The following is a 19997-nucleotide window of genomic DNA, read 5'->3' as shown; positions in this document are numbered from 1 at the left end:
GTGCCTCCGGCCGCACGCTGCCCTCCCCCGTTGCATCGCATACTTTCGTTGTCTCCTGAACCAAACCCGTGAGGATGCCATGTTGAACACCCGACTCGTTACCTGGGCGCTGGCCCTCTTTACCAGCCTCAGCTACCTCCTCTGCGTCCTGTACGGCCTGATCACCCCAGATAGTGTGCATATGCACACGTTCCTGGAAACCGTTCTGCCGGCCTTTACCTGGCTCACCTTCGGAAGCTTCATCCTGGGGCTTTTCGAGAGTTTCCTCTGGGGCGTCTATATCGGGCTGGTCTTTTCACTCATCTACAATGCCCTGTATCGACGCTGGGCGAAATCAGAGCCAAGCTGAACCCTCCTCTCTATAGTAGACCGGGGGCACCGGCCGACAACCGGGGCCCCCGGGGCGCCCCACCCCACCTTAAATATCCTTAAGGTTTCTTTCAGGATGGCTTAAGGCACCGTACCCTTTATTGGAGCCGTCTGTCGGGGCCGGCTGGTCCGGCCCCGCCTGCCGTTAGCCTGCTCAGAGACTCCACGGCCCACACCGCGATGAAAAAAAAGTTGACGCTGGAGACCGCGCCCCTTTCCCGGCGCACTTTTTTACACCAGGCCGCAGCGTTCGGGCTGCTGGCCGGAATCAAGCACCTGCTCCCGGCCTATGCCCGCCCGTTGACTGGAGGCCTGACCCCGCCCGTCGCGGGTTCACGCCCCCCTACGGTCTATGAGCTGACCATCGCCGAGACCGGGCTCCGTTTCGGTGGGCGCCATGCTCGGGCTACCACCATCAATGGAACCGTGCCCGGCCCCCTGCTACGCTTTCGCGAAGGGGAAGAGGTGGTCCTCAAGGTCACCAACCGGCTGAAGGAGGATACCTCGATCCACTGGCACGGCCTGCTGGTTCCTTTCAATATGGATGGCGTGCCCGGCGTCAGCTTCCCCGGCATCCGGCCCGGCGAGACGTTCACCTATCGCTTCGCCCTCCGGCAATCCGGAACCTACTGGTACCACAGCCACAGCGGCCTGCAAGAACAAACGGGCGTGTATGGCCCCATCATCGTCGATCCTGCCGGTGACGACCCGGTGGCCTACGACCGCGAACACGTGGTCGTACTCAGTGACTGGACCTTCGAGGATCCGCACCGGGTGCTGCGCAAGCTCCGCAAAATGCCCGGATACTACAACTTCCAGCGACAGACCCTCCTCGGGTTGCTCCGGGGAGAAGACCTGAGCCTGCGCGATCGCCTCAGATGGGGCCGCATGCGGATGGACGCCACCGACCTGGCCGACGTCACCGGGGCGACCTACACCTATCTGATGAATGGGCTGGCGCCGGAGGACAACTGGACCGCCCTGTTCCGCCCGGGCGAGCGGGTCCGCCTGCGCTTCATCAATGCCGGGGCCGGGTCGTTCTTCGATGTACGGATCCCGGGCCTGCCCCTGACCATCGTACAGGCCGACGGGCAGAACGTCCAGCCGGTGACGGTGGACGAGTTCCGCATCGGCATCGCGGAGACCTACGACGTGATCGTCGAGCCCCGGGAAGACCGGGCGTATACCATCTTCGCCGAGTCGATGGATCGCAGCGGCTATGCCCGCGGCACACTCGCCCCCCGCGAAGGCCTGCAGGCTCCGGTCCCCGAACAGCGCCGCCGCCCTGCCCGCTCCATGGCCGATATGGGCATGGACCACGGCAACATGCAGGGCATGGACCACGGCAACATGCCAGGCATGGACCACGGCAACATGCCAGGCATGGACCACGGCAACATGCCAGGCATGGACCACGGCAACATGCCAGGCATGGACCACGGCAACATGCCAGGCATGGACCACGAAGGGCACGGGATGCAGATGGGGGCCATGGCGGGGCTGGCCCCTCCGGGCACCCTCCCTCCGGCCGTGCCCCACGGAGAAGACACCCACGGGCCGGGCAATGCCGCCGTACCCATGATGACCCGTAGCCGCCTCCACGAACCCGGCATCGGCCTGGGCAACGACGGGCGCCGGGTGCTGGTCTATACCGACCTGAAGAGCATGGAGCCGACGATCGACATGCCTCCCCCGACCCGTGAGATCGAGCTCCACCTGACCGGTAACATGGAGCGTTACATGTGGTCGATCGACGGCAAAGCCTACTCGGAGGCCCCTGAGCCCATCCGTATCGAAAAAGGCGAGCGGGTGCGGATCACCTTCGTCAACGACACCATGATGGAGCATCCCATGCACCTGCACGGCATGTGGATGATGCTGGAGAACGGCCACTTCCCGCACCTGCCCCGCAAGCATACCCTGATTGTCAAGCCCGCCGAACGGCTCTCGGTACTCGTAGTCCCCGATGAGACCGGCCCCTGGGTGTTTCACTGCCACATCCTCTATCACATGGATATGGGCATGTTTCGCGTTGTGGAAGTCACTGAACCCGCGACGGCGGAGGTTAGCCAGTGAGCGCACCCGCACGTTTCGTCACGCATCGTCTCCTGTCTGCTATGTTGAACACGATACGCCTGCTGGCCCTGACCGGGGTGTTGCTCCTCGCCGCAGGGCCCTTCCGGCCCGTGGAGGCTCAGAACCTGCCCCGGCCCCGGTTCGAAAATGAGAACATCTATGGCTTCGTCCTTTTCGATGTCTTCGAAGCGGCGCCGGGCCTGGAAGGCAGCCCCCTGGCCTGGGACATGTTTGCCTCCATCGGGAAGGAATATGACCGGTTCTGGATCAAGAGTGACGGCGACCTTTCGACCTCGCAGCGCGGGGGCGAGATGGAGTTTCAGGCCCTCTACAGCCGCCTCATCGCCCCCTACTGGGAGCTGCAGGCCGGCGCCCGCTTCGACGTGGCCTATAGCAGCGAACAAACCCGGCGGCGGGGACACCTGGTGGTAGGCCTCGAAGGGCTGGCGCCCTACTGGTTCGAGCTGGAACCTGCCCTGTTTATCAGCCAGGACGGGGACGTATCCGCCGGCCTGACCGGCAGCTACGATCTGTTCGTCACCCAGCGCTTGATCCTTCAACCCCGTCTGGATGCCGTGGCTGCGGTGCAGGAGGTGGAAACCTGGGGGGTAGGAAAAGGCCTCAACAGCGTAGGACTGAGCCTCCGGCTCCGGTACGAGCTCGCGCGGGAATTCGCCCCGTACCTGGGGGTGAGCTGGAGCCGCCTCTTCGGCCGCACGGGCGATCTGGCCCGGGCCGAAGGAGAGGATACCCGAACCGTTGGACTGGTTTTCGGGCTTCGATGGTGGCACTGAACCAGGACCCGACAGCCTGAAACAGCCGGCGATCCACCAATCCTGACCTGAGGGGAGATAAGGCTCCCTGATGCTTCGGACAAACGGCACAACACACGGCCGTGAGGAAAACCCGGCACTACCCCCCGCAAAACAAAAACAGCCGCAAGCACCTTTTCTACAGGCACTTGCGGCTGTCACATGGTGGAGATGCCGGGAATCGAACCCGGGTCCGGACGGTCGCAGACACAGACGTCTACGTGCGTAGCCGGCCTATTGCGGTGTCGCCTGCATCGTCTGCCGGCCGGCGAGGCCAGATGCAGGCCGAGGCTGGTTGGTTCTCGTCGCTCGGGCTCAGCCGGCGCCCTCACGACCAGTCCACCTGAGGTCGATGCCTCCAGGCAGGCCGGTGGACGAGCCATGCCGGAGACAGATGGTCAGGCCTGATTAGGCCGCCATCGCGTATGCGTAATCGTTCGCATTTACCGTTTCCTGGCGAGATTTACGAGCATACCAGGCAGCTCGGCACGCAGTCTGCTCCACGTCTCCGCCCGTCGAATCCATGTCATCCCCAGTCTGGCAAAGAACGGTACACGCCTGCGGCGGCGTGACAGGACTTATACCGCCCGGCCGGCCACCGGGTTTCCCGGCCCGGGGCCGGCGACGGTCCATCGCCTAGCGACCGCCCACTTCCTCGTCGCGTTCGACGGCCGAGCCGATCATCCGGAGCCCCTGCGCCTCAAAAGCCCGCGTCAGGGCCGGCAGGATGGCCCGCCGGAGGCTCCCCCGCAGGTAGGGGATCTTGCTCCGCCCGCCGGTGAAAAATTTCCGGTAGGGATGGATGAAGACGCGGACATGGCGTTCTCCCAGCGGGGCCACTTCCAGGGACGCCTGCACCTTGTAGAGGCCCCAGTTCGTGATCGTCCGTGCCTCGGTCGCGACCACGTTGGGGGCATCGGCCTCCACCAGGTGCCAGCCGGCCTGGCGCAGGGCCACCTCGATACGCCCCCGCAGGTCGGTAGCCGCTCCCGCCCCGGCCACCTCATAATCCCGGTAAAGCGGGGAGAGGGAGGGCGAACAACCCGCTCCTCCGACCACCAGCAACAGCAACGCAACCGGGACCAAACGCCTCGCCAACCGGCGAAGCGGCATCGCGCCGGTGTGCAGCATCGAAGCAAGCATTTCGGCGTGCACCTGCGGGAAAGATATTCGACTCAAGCCGGACGAAATGCTAACGCGGCAGAAGGCATTCGGTTTGGCCGCCCGCGGGTTCCAACGTGCGGGGATCAAGATTTGCCCCACCGGCCGCACGGTCCCCTCAGGAGGAGACGGCCACCCGGAGGGGAACCCCCAGCTTCCGGCGCATGAAGTCGAGCAGGATCGCGTTGAAGGCGGCCGGGTGTTCGATCATGGGGGCGTGCCCGCACCGGTTGATGAAGTGCAGTTCGGCATCCGGCAGCAGGTGGGCAAAGGTTTCGGCCACCTCCGGTGGGGTGATGGTATCGTTGCGCCCCCAGACGAGCAGGGTGGGCGCCTGGATCTCGCCCAGGCGATCCGTGACGGTCTCGGCCTGAACGGAGCGCGCCATGCGGATCAGCCGCAGGACACGCCCCCGATCATTGACCACCTCGTAGACCTCTTCCACCAGCTCGTCGGTGACGTGCTCGGGGCTGTAGAAGGTGCGTGCGGCCCGTTCCCGAATGAACGACCGGTCTCTGCGCCGCATCGTGGACGAGCCGATCTCAACCTCGTAGATACCCGAGGCGCCGGAGAGCACGAGCGCGACGACCCGGCCGGGGTGTTCGAGGACGTAGAGCAACGCCACGTGCCCGCCCAGCGAGTTGCCGGCCAGCACCACCGGACCGTCACAGATCGTCGTGAGAAAGTCGTGGAGATAGGCCACCAGCCCTCGCACGTTGGCCTGCGGCAGCGGCAGCTCGTAAACGGGCAGCACCGGCGCCAGCACCCGGTATTGCCGGGCCGACAGGGCCGCCACCGTGCCGGACCAGTTGCTCAGGTCGCCCAGCATGCCGTGCAACAGGACGACGGGCGGCGCCTTCGTGACCGGGCCCTCGTCAAGAAAACGAAATCCCTTCTCCTCATGAAGCAAATAGGGCGAACAAGGCATGAGCGACTACGACGGTTCATCTGGTACGTCGATCCCGGGCACCGGAAAGATAAGACGGTCCCGGATCGAAAAGCGATCCCGGCACAGGCAGCAAAACGCCCCGTCCCCGGCCGGAGTTCAGGCGGAGGGCTTCAAACCGGCATGCCTCAACCGGATCTTCAAGAAAAGCAAGAAACCCCCACCCGTGCCAGACGTTGCACGACAGCCTCTACGCTTGGTATCTTCGTAGGCTCGCACTTTCCTGAAGTCAGACGACTGGAGGAGTTCGTTATGCCCTGTGGCCGTAAACGCAAACGTCATAAGATCGCAACGCACAAGCGCAAAAAACGGCTTCGCAAGAACCGTCACAAGAAAAAGAATCGCTAGGCGTCTCCCGGCCGTGTAACACGGCCTCTTCGAGCCCCGCGTGCGAAAAGCTACGATCGGCCTTCCGGCGGTGGCTTTTTTGCTTTGACCCTGCCGGCGGCCTGCAGAAACGGCGGCGCGTGCGGATTTAGGCACGACCGATGAAACAGGGGCTCCACACGTCCGGTTAAAGGCCCGAACCGTTCGCGATCGACCAAGGGAAGACGGCGCCAACGCGCCACGACGAATGCCGATGAAAGAGACAGGATGGAGCCGGGTTTTGCGGGCAGGTGCCTGGGGGGTGTTGCTCGGGGGGGCGGCAGGCTTTGCCCTGGGCATGCTGCTGGCGCCGGAGGAGGGGCGCAAACTGCGGCGTCGCCTGGCCTACCAGCTGGAGAACCTGGCCGGCCAGGTGGGTGAGGTGATGGATCAACTCCTGCACCCGGAGACCGCCGGAGAAGCCCGGCGCGAAGGCGATGCCCTCGTGGCCGACGCACGGGCCCGGGCCCGCCAGATCCGCGAAGACATCGACGAACTCCTCGGCGAAATGCGCCAGCAGCGCCCGGCACGGCCACGTTCCTCGACCGCCGAATAAACCGGTCCGGGTGCGCATCCGCCCGGAAACCGGGCCGCCCCGCTGCACACCTCGCTGACGCCCATGCCCAACTTCGCCATCCTCCTGCCCCCGGCCGAAGGCAAGCGCGACGGAGGCAACCCCTTCGCGCCGGACATGTTCGACTACCGCTCCTCGAACACCTTCAACTACTTCAATGAGCTGAACCCGGAACGCCGCGCCCTCATCGACGCGCTGCAAAAAACCATCCGGGAAAGCGATACGGCCACCCTGGAGAAAATCTTCGGCGTCAAGGGCGAGACGCTCGAAGAAACCATCCGCACCAACCTCGCCCTCTATGAAGCCCCCCTCATGTCGGCGCTCGACCGCTACAGCCCCGGCGTGATGTTCAAGGCCATGGACTTCGCCGGGCTGCCCACCGGCGCACAGCGTCGCCTCCTCGAACAGGGTATCATCTTCTCCGGCCTCTTCGGCCTGTTGCGCCCGGACGACCTCATCCCCAACTACCGCCTCCGCATGGATGCCGTCCTGCCCGAGATCGGCAAGGTGTCGCAGTACTGGCGTCCCCACGTGAGCAAACTGCTCAACCGGCGGCTCGAAGGCGCCTACGTGTGGAACCTGCTGCCCGGCGCCCACCAGGAAGCCTGGGACGACACCCACACCTATGCGGAAATGGTCGTCGTCAAGTTCTTCATCGAACGCGACGGCGAACGCAAGCCCGTCTCGCACGGTGTCAAACCGCTGCGGGGGCGGCTGGTCAACTTCATCGTCCGGGAAACCCTCGAAGACTACGAACCCCTGCGGAACTGGGAACACCCCGACGGCTACCGCCTCGACGAAGCCGCCTCCACGTACGACGAGGCCACCCGCACGCGCACGCTCGTGATGGTGAAAGCGGAGAACGGATAGGCCCATGCTGCGCCCGGTCGTCATCGGCATTGCCGGGGGATCCGGCTCCGGCAAAACCACCGTCCTGCGCCGCATCCTGGACGCCTTCGGGCCGGAACGCATTGCCGTCCTGGACCACGACGCCTACTACGTCGACCTGAGTCACCTCCCTTTCGAAGCCCGGACCCGCTTCAACTTCGACCATCCGGACGCCCTGGAAACCCGCCTCATGCGGGCCCACCTGGATGCCCTGCTGGCCGGGCAGCCCATCGAGAAGCCGGTCTACAACTTCACCACGCATACCCGGGAGGCCACGACGCAGACCGTCTGGCCCCGGCCCGTGATCATCGTCGAAGGGATCCTCGTGCTGGCCGAACCCCTCTTGCGCGAGCGCATGGACATCAAGCTCTTCGTCGACGCAGACGACGACGTCCGGCTCATGCGGCGCATCCGGCGGGACCTGCACGAGCGCGGGCGGACCATCGAGTCGGTGCTGGCGCAGTACGAGCAAACCGTCCGCCCGATGCACCTCGAGTTCGTCGAACCCTCGAAGCGGGAAGCGGACGTGATCATCCCCCGGGGCGGGCAGAACGAGGTCGCCATCGAGATGGTGCTGGCCCGGATCGAGATGCTGCTGCAGCAGGCCGCCCCGGCCGCAGCGCCATAGCACGGCCGCCGGTACGCACCCGTGATCACGCCGAACCGCCGTTGAGCACCATCAGGTCGTAGATCCCCTGCAGCACGAGGTGGGGCTCCACGTGGTCGATGGCGTCGAGGTGATCAGCCAGGAACGGCGCCCAGCCGCCCGTGGCGACCACGTACGGCCGGCGGCCGAGCCGGGCGGCCAGGCGGGCCAGCATCCCGGCGACGCTGTCGATGAAGCCATACAGGATGCCGGATTGCAGCGCTTCGCGCGTCGAGCGGCCGATGACCTCGACCGGGCGTTCGAGGGGCACTTCGGGAAGCTGGGCCGTGCCGGTCGCCAGCCCCTGCCGGACGAGGACCGGCCCCGCACCGATCGGGCCGCCGAGGAACGTGCCGGTGCGGTCGACCACGTCGTAGGTCACGGCGGTGCCGGCATCCAGGGCCACGACGTCCCGGGGGGTCTCCGGCGCATGACCGTACCGCGTCCAGGCCGCCACGGCCGCGGCGAGGCGGTCGGCGCCCAGGGTGTGGGGCGTCTCGTAGGCCAGCCGGAGCGGCAGCCGGAGCCCCGGGTGCACCACCACGGGCGCCGCGCCCGTGAGCCGGGAAAGCACCGCCCGCACGCCCTCCACCACGGGTGGAACGACCGAGGCGACGCCGGCCCGCTCGACCCGCTGCCCCGCCAGGGCCGCCCGCAGCGCCGCGTCCCAGGCTTCCGGCGGATCGCGCCGGGTCAGATCGAGCCGGAAGGTGTGCACCAGGCCGGAGCCTTCGAACAGGCCGCCCTTGACCGAACTGTTGCCGATGTCGAGTGCCAGCCACATGGCGCGCTGCTCAGGCCGGGGGTGCGGTGGAGACCTCTCCGGCATGAAACACCCGCGGGCCCCCGGCCGTCTCGATACACACCGCACCGGTATCCGTGAGACCGGCCAGGATGCCGCGGAGTCGCGTGCCGTCGTCCAGGTAGAAGGTGACGGGGCGGTGGAGGCCGGCCAGACGGGCCTCGTAGGCCTTCCGCACCGCCGCGCCGCCGTCCGTGGTCAGGGTCTCGTAGCGGGCCTCGAGCCGTTCGAGCAGGCAGGCGAGCAACGGCGGGCGCGGCACGAGACGTCCCGCAGCCAGCAGCAGCGACGTGGCCCGCTCCGCCAGCGACGGGGGGAAAGTATCCTGATTGACGTTCAGCCCGATGCCCAGGATCACGGCCGCCGCACCGCCGTGATGCGCGTACAGCGACGACTCGAGCAACATCCCACAGCACTTTTTCCCCTCCAGCAGCACGTCGTTGGGCCATTTGATGGTGGCTTCGAGGGGTGCGGTGAAGGCAGAGACGGCCTCGGCCACGGCCACACTCGCCGCCAGCGTGATCAGCCCCAGGCGCTCGGGGGCCAGCGTGGGCCGGAGTACCACCGAGAAGGTCAGGTTCCGCCCGGCGGAGGCTTCCCAGGCCCGCCCGCGCCGGCCGCGCCCGGCCGTCTGGTATTCGGCCACCACCACGGCCCCCTCCGGCGCCCCCTCGGCCGCCCAGGCGGCAGCCACCGTGTTCGTCGAGCCGACCGTCTCGTACCCGCGCAGCGCGCGCCCGAAACAGCAGGTACGCAGCAACGGCACGACGGCCTCCACCAGCGCCAGGTCAGAGCCCGGGTGTTTCATCGGCAGGGCGCGGTTGTGTGGAAAAAAGGACGCACCGGCGACGGCAGCCCCCGGCTCGTGCCAGGTGTTCGGGTGGAATGATTCTTGACACGGAGCCGGTGCGAAGGCTGCCAAGATAAGACAGCCGCAAGGGAAAGCAAGCGTGCCATGAAGCAGTGGACAATCAAGCTGATGGTTGGAGGGCTGCTGGCCCTCACGCTGGTACCGGCTGCCGCGACGCAACCGGTACGCCGCCCCCCCGTCCCGCCGGCGCACGGCATGGTGCGCACGCCGCAGCTCGACGCGCAGTATCACCGTGCCGAGGCGGCCTGGAAGAGCGGTGCCAGCCTGCTCGAAGCCAAAACGCGCCTGGACCGCGTGCTGGAGGCCCTCCCCGACGACCAGCCCGCTCGCAAGCTGCGGGCACGGGTGCTGCTGGCACTCGACCGCCCGGCCGATGCCCTCCGGGACGCCGAGCACGCCGTCCGGCTCGACCCCGACGACGGCGAGGCCTACACCCTCCTGTGTGAGGCCGCCCGCCGCAGCGGCAACCTCGCACGCGCCGAGCAGGCCCTCGATGCCGCCGCCCGTCACGTCTTCGACGACGCCGACCTCCACCTGCGCCTGTCATGGAACGCCGTCGAGCTCGAACGCCTCGACCACGCAGAGGCCTTTGCCCGCATCGCTCTCGTGCAGGCCCCCCACAAGCCGGCCGCCTACTACCAGCTGGCCCGGGTCTTTGCCCTGCAGCACCGGCCCGGCGACGCCGCCACCGTGCTGGCCCAGGGGTTCCGCAGGGACCTGCTCGATCCGAAGCACATCCGCGAGGACGCCGTCCTGCACCCGCTGGCGACCCACCCGCTGCTGGCCCCGTGGATGCAATAACTCATTCGCAGAACGTCGCCAGGGCGGACATGACCTCGCGCAGGGCGGTGCCCCCGACGGGCCGGTTGACGAGCCGCCCGCCCACGACGAGTGAAACCGACCCGCCCCCGTCCAGGTTGATCGCATCGACGGCGCCGATGCCGCGCATCAGCCACGCTAGCTCTTCCAGGTTGACCCCCCGGCTCTCGAGCTGCCGCCCGTCGACGACCAGCACGAGCAGGGCACCGTCGGCCGTGCGTCCTACCGCCGTACGGGGGTGCACGTCCGGAATCGCCGAGCCGAAAAACACCTCCTCGTTCGTCGTCACACGCACCTGCCCGCCGACGACGAGCGCCGGGCCGGCACTGAGGGCGTCGCGCACCGGCCAGGGCCGTGCCGCCTCATACCGCAGCGGCGGCGCCGGATGACCGGGCCGGTGGGCCGGCGGTTCGGCCCAGGCATAGACCGTATCCCGGCGGGTCGTCACCCAGGCAAAGGCCACACTGTCCCCGACGAGGCCCAGCGCAGCCCGGGCCGCCTCGTAGCGCACCGTGTCCCGCACCACCGAACGCGTCGCCGGCTCGATCAGGATGCTGTCGATGAGCAGCAGGCCGGCGTGCCGTGCCGGATTCTGGCTCATGACGAAATACCCGCCGTTGACCACCACACAGGCCCCCAGATCGCGCGCAAAGCTCTCGACGGTCTCGCGCCGGTCCGGCTCGTCCGAGACCACCACCCGCGTCGTGATGGCCGGGTCCGCCTCGTCGATCCGGACGTACCAGGCCCGCAACGGCAACCGGTCGTTTCGCCCCGCATAGACCCGCACCCCCGGCGGCAGATCGGCGTTGAGGTCCTCCACCGGCTCCCAGTTCATCTCCAGCTCCTCCGGCCGGGGCTGCTGCCCGCAGGCCGTCACCGCCAGCAGAAGCACGAAGCCGGTGTGCCAGCACTGCGACATAGCGAATACCTTCCGTTTGCAAAAAACCGGATGCACCAGAGCGGACCGGATCACCTGGGACGCCCTTTGAAAAACGCCGGTTTCCCCTTTCCTCCCGTTGACGTATACTTCAGAGCCGGTTCGCACGATCTGGTCCCGGGCACCCTGCGACCGGCTACCCGGCTACCGGCCGGGAGGTTTCCCCCCCTCAGGCCCCGGCACGTACAACCCAAAAACACGACGTGATGGCAGGAAAACGACTCGGCATCGGATTCATCGGCAGCGGTTTCATCACCCGGTTTCACATTCGCTCGTGGCAGGCCGTCCGTGACGCCGACATCCTGGGCATCTGGAGCCCGACCCGGGCCCATGCCGAGGAGGCGGCGGCGCTGGCCCGCCTGCTCCACGTCGGCGAGGCGAAAGCCTATGCCTCGGTTGCCGACATGGTTGCCGATCCGGACATCGATGCGATCTGGATCTGTGGCCCCAACCACCGGCGGATCGAGAACATGGAGGAGATCGTCCACACGCTGAAGTCCGGGCGCGGCGAGCTCGTCGGCATCGCCTGCGAGAAGCCGCTGGCCCGCAACGTGGCCGAGGCAAAGCGGGTGCTGGCCCTGGTCGAAGAAGCGGGCGTGCTCCACGGCTACCTCGAAGACCAGCTTTTCTCGCCGGGGCTGGCCCGGGGGCGCGAGATCGTCTGGACGCGCGGGGCGGCCCTGACTGGGCGTCCCTACCTGGCCCGCGCCGCCGAGGAACACAGCGGCCCGCACGGTCCCTGGTTCTGGCAGGGCCCCCTCCAGGGCGGCGGCGTGCTCAACGACATGATGTGCCACAGCGTCGAGGTGGCCCGCTTCCTGCTCACCAAGCCGGGTGCCCCCCGCCACAGCATCCGCCCCGTCAAAGTCTCCGCCCAGATTGCCAGCCTCAAATGGTCCCGGCCCGAATACGCGGACTGGCTCCGCCAGCACATGGGGGCCGACATCGACTACCGCAACCGCCCGTCGGAGGACTTCGCCCGCGCCACCATCTTCTATGAAGACGAAGAAGGCCACACGCTGGTGGCCGAGACGACAACCTCCTGGAGCTACGTCGGCGCGGGCCTCCGGCTCAGCGCTGAACTCCTCGGTCCCGAGTATTCGATGTCCCACAGCTCGCTCGACAGCGGCGTGCGCGTCTTCTTCAGCCGCAACGTCCACGGCGAAGCCGGTGAAGACCTGGTCGAGAAGCAAAACGCCGAGCAGGGGCTCATGCCCGTCGTCGGCAACGAGGCCTCGGAGTACGGCTACGAAGATGAAAACCGCCACTTCGTGCGCTGCTTCCTCGAAGGCCGGCAACCCGAACTCGACTTCCGCGCGGGCCTCGAGGTGGTGGAACTGCTGATGACGGCCTACATGAGTGCCGAGCAGGAACGCACCCTCCCCTGGAAACCCGAAGGCCTCGACACGTTCGTCCCCGCCGTGGCCCGCGGCGCATGGCAACCCTGACCCCTATCCCCCACCCCGAACGCAGGGGAACCCACCACGTTCACCCCCCGAACCAACCCCCACATCACCATGATGCACCGTCGCGATTTCCTCAAGCACGCCGCCCTGGCTGCGGGCGGCCTGGCCGTCTGGCCGCGGAGCGCCTTCACCCGGCCCCGCAAGAACCTCTACGAGATCTCCCTGGCCCAGTGGTCGCTCCACCGCGCCCTCTTCGCGAAGGAACTCGACCCGCTCGACTTCCCGAAGGTCACGCGCCAGACGTTCGGCCTCGACGCCGTCGAATACGTCAACACGTTCTACCGGGAGCACGCCACCGACCGGGCCTACTTCGCCGAGCTCAAGAAGCGGTGCGAGGGCGAAGGCGTCCGTAGCCTGCTCATCATGTGCGACGGCGAAGGCCACCTGGGCGACCCGGACGAGGCAAAACGCCTGCAGGCCGTCGAAAACCACCGCAAATGGCTGGAGGCCGCACAGTTTCTGGGCTGTCATTCCATCCGCGTCAACGCCCAGAGTGCCGGCTCCTACGACGAGCAGATGCGCCTGGCCGCCGACGGGCTCCGCCGCCTGGCCGAACTCGGCGACACGTACGGCCTCAACGTCATCGTCGAGAACCACGGCGGCCTCTCCAGCAACGGCGCCTGGCTCGCCGGCGTCATGAAGCTGGTCGACCATCCCCGCTGCGGCACCCTGCCCGACTTCGGCAACTTCCGCATCGCGGATGACAACTGGTACGACCGCTACCAGGGCGTGGCCGAGCTGATGCCCTATGCCAAAGCCGTCAGCGCCAAGTCCCACGACTTCGACAAGGAGGGCAATGAGATCCACACGGACTACTTCCGCATGATGCGCATCGTCCTCGACGCCGGGTACCGGGGCTACGTGGGCATCGAGTACGAAGGCGACGGCCTGAGCGAGGAAGACGGCATCCGGGCCACGAAGGCGCTCCTCGTGCGCGTGCGCGAAGCGCTGGCGGAAACGTACGAATGAGTTTGCTTCCGCATCGCGTAGTGCCTCCCGCGCGCTTCGCCTCCTAGCCGTTACCGGCGCCGGGGTATCGCCCCTCCGGAGGGCGTTTCAAGTCAAACCCTCAGGGGCCCTGCCGGGCGGCGACGGGCATCCTGTACCCCTGTACATTACAGAAAAAGCCATGCAACCGAAAACGGTGTCGTTTGGCGTGCTCGGGCTGATGCTGGCCCTGCCCGTGCTGGCACAGACTCCCATACCGCAACCCCATGCGGCAACGGAGCGCCTCACCCCACCCGACGCCCCCCGCCACCCGGTCGAACGGACCTTTTCTACTACACCCGCTACGAGCCGGGCAAGGACTATCCCATCCTGGCGCGCCGACGCGGTACCCTCGACGCGCCGGAAGAGATCCTGCTCGACGTGAACGAACTGGCCAAAGACCACACCTTCTACCAGCTCGGCGGCACGGCCGTGAGCGACGACGGCCGTCTGCTCGCCTTTGCAGCCGACACGCTGGGACGCCGCCTCTACACCGTCTACGTCAAGAACCTCGAAACGGGTCAACTTCTCCCCGAAACCCTCTACCCGACAACCGGCAACGTGCAGGCCCGTGCCTACCCGGCGATGCTCGTCACGGCCGGGTTGCACGACTCGCAGGTGCAGTACTGGGAGCCGGCGAAGTGGGTAGCCCGGCTGCGCGACCTGAAGACGGACGACAACCTGCTGCTGCTCAAGACCAACATGGCCGCGGGGCACGGGGGCGCCTCCGGGCGTTTCCAGCGCTATCGCGAGATCGCTACCGAGTACGCCTTCTTCATCGGGCTGGCCGAAGGGCGGCTCTGAGCGCGATCCGTTCCCGACGGGTGGTATGCCTCATTCGGTGCGCTCGGCCGGCATGGGCACACCGCCCAGGGTGAACGTCACGCGGCGGGGCACACCGCCGGCGTCGAGGTCGAAGTCGAGCAGGCCGGCGGTGTGCTTGAGCGTGAAGCGCGTCGTCGAGAGGGGGACGAGCTCGAGCCAGAGCGGACCGAAGAAATGCATGCGCAGCACCTCGCCGTCGCGGCGCACTTCCCAGGAGCCGTAACGCCCCACGTAGCGGTCGAGCACGTCGGCCGGCAGCGTGATGCCCGCGGGATAGGCGACGGCGGGGGCGCCGGGCGTCGTCTCCGGCAGCTCGCGCACCCAGATGTTGCGAAAGCGCACCGGGTTGCCGTGGTCCTGCAGCACGAGGGGCAGGCGGTCGGCGTGGGGGCGGTAGGGCAGGTGCTGGAGCCACATCGTCACCCCGAAGAGGGGCACCGCGTCCTGCACCAGGACGCCGTTGTGGAAGACCGTGATCCGGGCCGGTTCGAGGAGCTGCCCGGCCTCGCCGAAACGGGGGCGGCGGAACACGATGTCGTACGCCTGCCACTGGCCCGGCGGGCGCATGGCGTTGGCCAGCGGCGGGTATTGCCCGTACACGGCGGCGGCCTGCCCGTCGGCGTACGTCGGGTTCTCGTACGAGTCGAGGATCTGCACCTCGTAGAGCCCCATCAGGAAGACGCCGCTGTTGCCGCGTCCCTGCCCGTCGCCTTCGACGACCTCGGGCGCGGCCCATTCCAGGTGCAGCTGGATGTCGCCGAAGGCCTGCCGGGTGCGGATGTCGCCGGAGCCGGGCACGACCTCGAAGTAGCCGTCGCCGACCTTCCAGGGGGCGGGCCGCCCGCTGCGGCGATTGACCTCCATGTAGTCGCCCGCCAGCGTCCAGACACCCGGACCGCCGACGTGGGCCTCCCAGGCCGAGAGGTCGGTGCCGTCGAAAAGGACGATGGCGTCCGAGGGAGGCGGGACGGGGGCCGCCGCCGGAGCCGGCGTCACCACCGGCGGGCGCGGGCGATCCATGTCGTGCTGTTTCCAGCCGGACTGGGCATGGACGATCTGGTCGGGCATGACGAGCAGGCAGCTGGTGATCAGAAAGAGGCAAAAGCGACGCGGCGGGTTCATGAGACGAAGGGATCGAATGAACGCATCGGAGACGGAACACCGGGTACACACGGAAACCGGGGGCAGGCCCTGCCCCGGGCAATATCCGGGCACGGACGGGAAAAGGCAACGCCCGCGGCCGGTCCGGGCTCAGATGTACCGCGTGAGCTGGTGGGCGTAGAGGTAATCGACGACGTTCTTGACCTGCTGGGCACTCTCCCGGTGACAGACGAGAACGGCATCTTCGGTGTCGATGACGACGGTGTCGTGAAGGCCGATGAGGACGACGAGGCGGTCGTCGCTCTGGACGAGGCACCGGCTCGCGTCGTGCACGATGACGTTACCCTGCAGGGCGTTGCCGTGCTCGTCTTTCTCACTCAGTTCATAGACGGCCCGCCAGTCGCCCACATCGCTCCAGCCGAAAGAGGCGGGCACGACGTACACCTTGCCGGCGCGTTCCATCACCCCGTAGTCGATGGAGATGCGGGGGCTGTTCTGAAAGGCCGCCGCGACGACCTCCCGCTCCCGCTCCGTCCCGACGGCTTCGGCCACGGGCTCAAAGGCCTGAAACACCTTCGGCAGGTGGGTGGCCATCTGATCGCGGATGGCGTCGGCACGCCAGACAAAGATGCCGCTGTTCCAGAGGAAATCGCCCGAGTCGATGAAGCGCTCGGCCGTCTCGGTGTCCGGCTTCTCGGCAAAGGTACGAACGCGCAGCGCCCGGGGTTGTTCGTCGAGCTGGTCGAGGCTGCCCTCGAACTGGATGTAGCCATAGCCGGTGGCCGGGTAGGTCGGCGTGATGCCGATGGTGACGAGGGCGCCCGGCTCCTGCGCCGTCTCGATGGCCGTCCGCAGCACGGTGTGAAATTTCCGCACGTCGGTGATGACGTGATCGGCCGGAAGCACCACCATCGTGGCGTCCGGGTCCCGGGCCAGCAGCCGCACGGCCGCATAGGCGATGCACGGTGCGGTGTTCCGGCTGATCGGCTCGGCCAGGATGTTTTCCGCCGGCACGGCCGGAAGCTGGGCCTTCGTGCGCTCGACGTACCGCTCGTGGGTGACGACGTAGCATCGCTCCGGCGGGATCAGCCCCTGCAGCCGGGCCACGGTGTTCTGGATCAGCGTGCTGTCGCCGAACACCCTGAGAAACTGCTTGGGATGATCGAGGCGGCTCTTGGGCCAGAACCGGCTGCCGATGCCGCCGGCCATGATGATCGCATAGGTGGACATAGGCTGTAATGTTGTACCAGGGAACAGACTTCAAGCGCGAAAGCCCCGGCCCAAAATCGAAGCCGGGCGATGCGCACGCAAGATAAAAACCGGGTGGATATGTATTTTGAACCGAAGTTTTACACGTCCTTCCGGAGCATGCAGGCGATGACGACGCCGGTTCACCTTGCCTATTTCGGCAGCGGCGACAATTACCACGTGCAGAAGTGGTTGCCGGCGCTGGCCCGGCAGGGGCTGCGGGTGACCCTGCTGACGTTCCACCCGCCGCCGGCCCCGCTGGATGGCGTCGCGGTGCGGTATCTTCGCCCGCCCTTTCACGCTTCGGCGAAGACGATGTCGTGGATCGACTTCTGCGGGCCGGTACGGCCGTTGCGGCGGCTGCTAGCGGCCCTGGGCGTAGACGTGTTCATGCCCTCCTATGCCACCAGCTACGGCTGGATGGGCGCCCGCACCGGCTTCCGCCCCCTGCTGCTCAACACGTGGACGTACGACGTGGCCGGTTACCCGTTCGAGGGCTGGAAGCAGTGGATCTTCCGCCCGCTCGTTCGGTGGGTGCTCGGCCGGGCGCAGCTCATCTTCACCGATGGGGCGGGGCTGGCCGACTTTGTCCGCACGCATTATCCGGTGCCGCCGGAGCGGGTGATCCCGGCCTTCTGGGGCCTCCACCTGGCCGACTACGTCTTCCCCGACCCGGCCGAGGCCCGCGCCCGGTGGGGCCTGCCCCCCGGTGTGCCGGTGGTGGTGAGCGCCCGCGGCCTGCGGGACTGGTACGACCCCGAGCGCATCCTCACGGCCTTCGGCCACCTCCTCGCGGCCCGGCCCGGGGCGCACGTCGTCGTCCTCACACTCGGCCACGAGCGCACGCCGGCCGTGCAGGCTCACCTCGATGCCCTCGCCGCGCACCCCCGCGCCCGCGTGCTCGACCGCTTCCTCAGCCGTGAGGAGATGAACGCTATCTGGGCCGCCGCCGACGTGCTCGTCTCGGTACCGCCCCGCGACGGCATCTCCGTCGGCATCCTCGAGGGCATGTATGCGGGCGTGATCCCCGTGGTGAGCGACATCGCCAGCAATCGCTCCTTCCTCACCCCCGAGACCGCCGTCTTCGTCGCCCCTGAAGCCTCGCTGGCCCACGTGCTCACCGGGGTCGTGGATCGCCTGCCCGCGCTGAAGGCCCGCATCGCCCCCGTCAACCGGCAGTGGGTGGCCGAACATGCATCGGTGGAGGCAACCGCCCGCATGGTGGCCGAACATGTCGTCCGGGTGGCACGTACGCCGGCTGCCGAACCTGATCCTGCCGCCCCATGAAACCCAGAGAGCACGTTTTCCGAGAAACGCCGCGCCCGGGTAGCTCCGCCTTGAACCGCGGAGGTCCTCCCCGACCCCGATCGGGGATCCAGACTCTGCCCCTGCGCAGGCAGGAGACCTTCGGGCTGGATGGCGGCGTCTGCACGCCGCACGCCTTTGCGGGAATGACGATGGGGAGATCGGCGATGCGATCGCCCCGCCACGATGAACGGTAGAAGCTAGCTGCGCCCGATGCCCGAAGATCAATCTGCCCCCCGTCCTCCGCCCTCTGCCATGGGGAACGCGGCACGCATCCTGTATGAAGACGAACCGCAGGGCACGGCCGACGTATCCCACCGCCTGACCTCGAACACGGCGATGGGTACGTTCGACTTCACGGCCTGCCTCCGCGACTGCATGGCCCTGACCGACGGCCTGGCCGTGCTCGACGTCGGCTGCGGCCCCGGCCACCACCTGGCCGACTTCCTCGAACACTACGACCTCGATGCCCACGGCGTCGATCCCTACCTCGAAGAGGCACCCCGCCACCGTCGCCTCGCCGTACGCCGGGCTTCGGCCGAGGCCCTGCCCTATCCCGACGGCCGCTTCGACCGGGTGATGTGCAACTACGCGCTCTACTACGTAGACGCCTGGCCGAAGGCACTCGACGAGATGCTGCGCGTGCTGCGCACCGGCGGGCGCTTCGTCCTGAGCGGGCCGGGCACGGGCAACAACGGGCCGTTTTACGCGCTCCACCGCCGCCTCTTCGGCGAGATCTCGGAGATCGACCGGCACGCGCTCGGCTTCCTTGAGCGCGCCGTCGAGCCCGAGCTCGAACGCCGGGGTCTCGCCTTCACGGCCGAGACGCATGAGAACCGCATCACCTACCCGACGCTCGATGCCTTCCTCGCCTACTACACCACCACGACGCTCTTCCGCATGACGGCCCGGACGCACGCGCCAGAGGCCATGATTGCCGCCGTCCGCGACGAGCTGGCACCCGGGTATGCGCGCGGCGAGCCGTTCGTCAACGTCAAGCACGTCCGCATCGTCTCGGGCGACGTGTGAGGGGTCGTACGTGGGACTCCGTCATCGGACGAGCGCCACGCCTCCAAGGATGAGAACCTGTGACCAACGACGCAAACGAAGTGAGCCGCGTTCTCGTGATTGCCGCCCACCCCGATGATGAAGTGCTCGGCTGCGGCGGCACGCTGGCCCGGCTGGCCGACGAAGGGCATACGGTCCACGTCGCCATCCTCGGCGAAGGGATCACCTCGCGCCACAGCCGCCGCGAAGACGCCGACCCGGCCGCCGTCGCCGCACTCCGTGCGCACAGCCGCGCCGCCGCCCGCGCGCTCGGCGTGCCTGAGCCGCAGTTCTTCGACCTGCCCGACAACCGCTTCGACACCGTCCCCCTCCTCGATCTCGTCAAGTGCATCGAAGGACTCATCGACGCGGTCCGGCCCGAGGTGGTCTTCACCCAGCATGGCGGCGACCTCAACATCGACCACGCCCGCGTCTACCGCGCCACGCTGACGGCCACCCGCCCGATGGTCGGCACGCCGGTGCAGCGTGTGCTCGCCTACGAGATCCCGTCCTCCACCGAGTACGCCTTCGGGCAGTTCGCCCCCGCCTTCCGGCCCACCGTCTTCGTCGACATCACGGCCACACTCGAGCGCAAGCTGGCCGCGATGGCCTGCTACGAGAGCGAGGCGCGGCCGTATCCTCACCCGCGCTCTCCGGAGGCACTACGGGCTATAGCCCGGCGATGGGGCAGCGTCTGTGGGCGGGCGGCAGCAGAAGCGTTTATGCTCGTCCGTGCGATATATTGAGCCCG

Annotated in this window: 19 protein-coding genes, 1 other RNA gene and 2 pseudogenes; 14 read left to right on the top strand and 8 right to left on the bottom strand. The window is 67.4% G+C overall.

Annotated elements, in window-relative coordinates; translation table 11 throughout:
- Window positions 1-79: 79 nt before the first annotated feature.
- From GQ464_RS12815 to GQ464_RS12805, 3 genes are all read left to right on the top strand, one after another.
- Window positions 80-349 (top strand): DUF5676 family membrane protein, encoded by a 270-nt coding sequence (locus tag GQ464_RS12815; RefSeq protein WP_166976114.1) that lies wholly within the window; start codon window positions 80-82, stop codon window positions 347-349.
- Between the two features lie 200 nt (window positions 350-549).
- Complete coding sequence (locus GQ464_RS12810) at window positions 550-2445, top strand: copper resistance system multicopper oxidase (RefSeq protein ID WP_262899668.1); 1896 nt, start codon at window positions 550-552, stop codon at window positions 2443-2445.
- Window positions 2446-2486: 41 nt separating this feature from the next.
- Window positions 2487-3239, top strand: coding sequence for a copper resistance protein B (locus tag GQ464_RS12805; protein WP_166976111.1), 753 nt, complete (start codon window positions 2487-2489; stop codon window positions 3237-3239).
- 181 nt (window positions 3240-3420) lie between these two features.
- Here the strand turns inward: GQ464_RS12805 and ssrA are convergent.
- From ssrA to GQ464_RS12790, 3 genes are all read right to left on the bottom strand, one after another.
- Window positions 3421-3791, bottom strand: a transfer-messenger RNA (tmRNA) gene (gene ssrA / locus GQ464_RS12800).
- Window positions 3792-3893: 102 nt separating this feature from the next.
- On the bottom strand, window positions 3894-4343 hold the full coding sequence (locus tag GQ464_RS12795) for a hypothetical protein (RefSeq protein ID WP_228350270.1): 450 nt from the start codon (window positions 4341-4343) through the stop codon (window positions 3894-3896).
- A 193-nt stretch (window positions 4344-4536) separates the two neighbouring features.
- Window positions 4537-5346, bottom strand: coding sequence for an alpha/beta fold hydrolase (locus GQ464_RS12790; protein ID WP_166976106.1), 810 nt, complete (start codon window positions 5344-5346; stop codon window positions 4537-4539).
- Between the two features lie 598 nt (window positions 5347-5944).
- Between GQ464_RS12790 and GQ464_RS12785 the strand changes: the two genes are divergently transcribed.
- The 3 genes from GQ464_RS12785 (at window position 5945) to udk (ending at window position 7820) form a co-directional block, all read left to right on the top strand.
- A complete protein-coding gene (locus tag GQ464_RS12785; protein ID WP_166976102.1) occupies window positions 5945-6286 on the top strand; it encodes a YtxH domain-containing protein in 342 nt (113 codons plus the stop codon).
- Between the two features lie 63 nt (window positions 6287-6349).
- Window positions 6350-7174, top strand: coding sequence for a YaaA family protein (locus GQ464_RS12780; RefSeq protein WP_166976099.1), 825 nt, complete (start codon window positions 6350-6352; stop codon window positions 7172-7174).
- 4 nt (window positions 7175-7178) lie between these two features.
- Complete coding sequence (udk, locus tag GQ464_RS12775; RefSeq protein ID WP_166976096.1) at window positions 7179-7820, top strand: uridine kinase; 642 nt, start codon at window positions 7179-7181, stop codon at window positions 7818-7820.
- Between the two features lie 25 nt (window positions 7821-7845).
- Here udk and GQ464_RS12770 read toward each other — a convergent pair whose 3' ends face one another.
- Both GQ464_RS12770 and GQ464_RS12765 read right to left on the bottom strand, forming a co-directional pair.
- Complete coding sequence (locus GQ464_RS12770; protein WP_166976093.1) at window positions 7846-8622, bottom strand: type III pantothenate kinase; 777 nt, start codon at window positions 8620-8622, stop codon at window positions 7846-7848.
- Between the two features lie 10 nt (window positions 8623-8632).
- Complete coding sequence (locus GQ464_RS12765; protein WP_166976090.1) at window positions 8633-9448, bottom strand: biotin--[acetyl-CoA-carboxylase] ligase; 816 nt, start codon at window positions 9446-9448, stop codon at window positions 8633-8635.
- Window positions 9449-9595: 147 nt separating this feature from the next.
- Between GQ464_RS12765 and GQ464_RS12760 the strand changes: the two genes are divergently transcribed.
- A complete protein-coding gene (locus tag GQ464_RS12760) occupies window positions 9596-10312 on the top strand; it encodes a tetratricopeptide repeat protein (RefSeq protein ID WP_166976087.1) in 717 nt (238 codons plus the stop codon).
- Between the two features lies 1 nt (window position 10313).
- Here the strand turns inward: GQ464_RS12760 and GQ464_RS12755 are convergent, their stop codons facing one another.
- Window positions 10314-11249 (bottom strand): phosphodiester glycosidase family protein, encoded by a 936-nt coding sequence (locus GQ464_RS12755; RefSeq protein WP_166976084.1) that lies wholly within the window; start codon window positions 11247-11249, stop codon window positions 10314-10316.
- A 224-nt stretch (window positions 11250-11473) separates the two neighbouring features.
- On the opposite strand from GQ464_RS12755, the gene GQ464_RS12750 reads away from it, so the two are divergent.
- From GQ464_RS12750 to GQ464_RS19230, 4 genes and pseudogenes are all read left to right on the top strand, one after another.
- Entirely contained in the window at window positions 11474-12715 is a 1242-nt protein-coding gene (locus tag GQ464_RS12750; protein ID WP_166976081.1) for a Gfo/Idh/MocA family protein, read from the top strand.
- Window positions 12716-12787: 72 nt separating this feature from the next.
- Window positions 12788-13702 carry a sugar phosphate isomerase/epimerase family protein gene (locus tag GQ464_RS12745; protein WP_166976297.1) on the top strand — a complete coding sequence of 305 codons (915 nt, stop codon included), beginning with the start codon at window positions 12788-12790 and terminating at the stop codon, window positions 13700-13702.
- A 66-nt stretch (window positions 13703-13768) separates the two neighbouring features.
- A pseudogene (locus GQ464_RS12740) lies at window positions 13769-14260 on the top strand (hypothetical protein); the annotation flags it as partial.
- A gap of 21 nt (window positions 14261-14281) precedes the next feature.
- Window positions 14282-14524: pseudogene (locus GQ464_RS19230) on the top strand (prolyl oligopeptidase family serine peptidase); the annotation flags it as partial.
- Window positions 14525-14554: 30 nt separating this feature from the next.
- Here GQ464_RS19230 and GQ464_RS12735 read toward each other — a convergent pair.
- On the bottom strand, window positions 14555-15667 hold the full coding sequence (locus GQ464_RS12735) for a 3-keto-alpha-glucoside-1,2-lyase-like domain-containing protein (RefSeq protein ID WP_228350268.1): 1113 nt from the start codon (window positions 15665-15667) through the stop codon (window positions 14555-14557).
- Between the two features lie 129 nt (window positions 15668-15796).
- The gene (locus GQ464_RS12730; protein WP_166976078.1) at window positions 15797-16876 is read right to left on the bottom strand and encodes a mannose-1-phosphate guanylyltransferase; all 1080 of its coding nucleotides are present in this window, start codon (window positions 16874-16876) and stop codon (window positions 15797-15799) included.
- Between the two features lie 99 nt (window positions 16877-16975).
- On the opposite strand from GQ464_RS12730, the gene GQ464_RS12725 reads away from it, so the two are divergent.
- From GQ464_RS12725 to GQ464_RS12715, 3 genes are all read left to right on the top strand, one after another.
- A complete protein-coding gene (locus GQ464_RS12725) occupies window positions 16976-18181 on the top strand; it encodes a glycosyltransferase family 4 protein (RefSeq protein WP_166976075.1) in 1206 nt (401 codons plus the stop codon).
- A gap of 273 nt (window positions 18182-18454) precedes the next feature.
- Window positions 18455-19228, top strand: a complete 774-nt coding sequence (locus GQ464_RS12720) for a class I SAM-dependent methyltransferase (protein ID WP_166976072.1) — start codon at window positions 18455-18457, stop codon at window positions 19226-19228.
- 59 nt (window positions 19229-19287) lie between these two features.
- Entirely contained in the window at window positions 19288-19992 is a 705-nt protein-coding gene (locus GQ464_RS12715) for a PIG-L deacetylase family protein (protein WP_228350267.1), read from the top strand.
- Window positions 19993-19997 lie beyond the last annotated feature (5 nt).

It is taken from the genome of Rhodocaloribacter litoris, from assembly GCF_011682235.2.
In the GTDB taxonomy this organism is placed as follows: domain Bacteria; phylum Bacteroidota; class Rhodothermia; order Rhodothermales; family ISCAR-4553; genus Rhodocaloribacter; species Rhodocaloribacter litoris.
The sequence above is the reverse complement of the archived record's forward strand: the minus strand, read 5'-3'. Positions and strand labels throughout refer to the sequence as shown.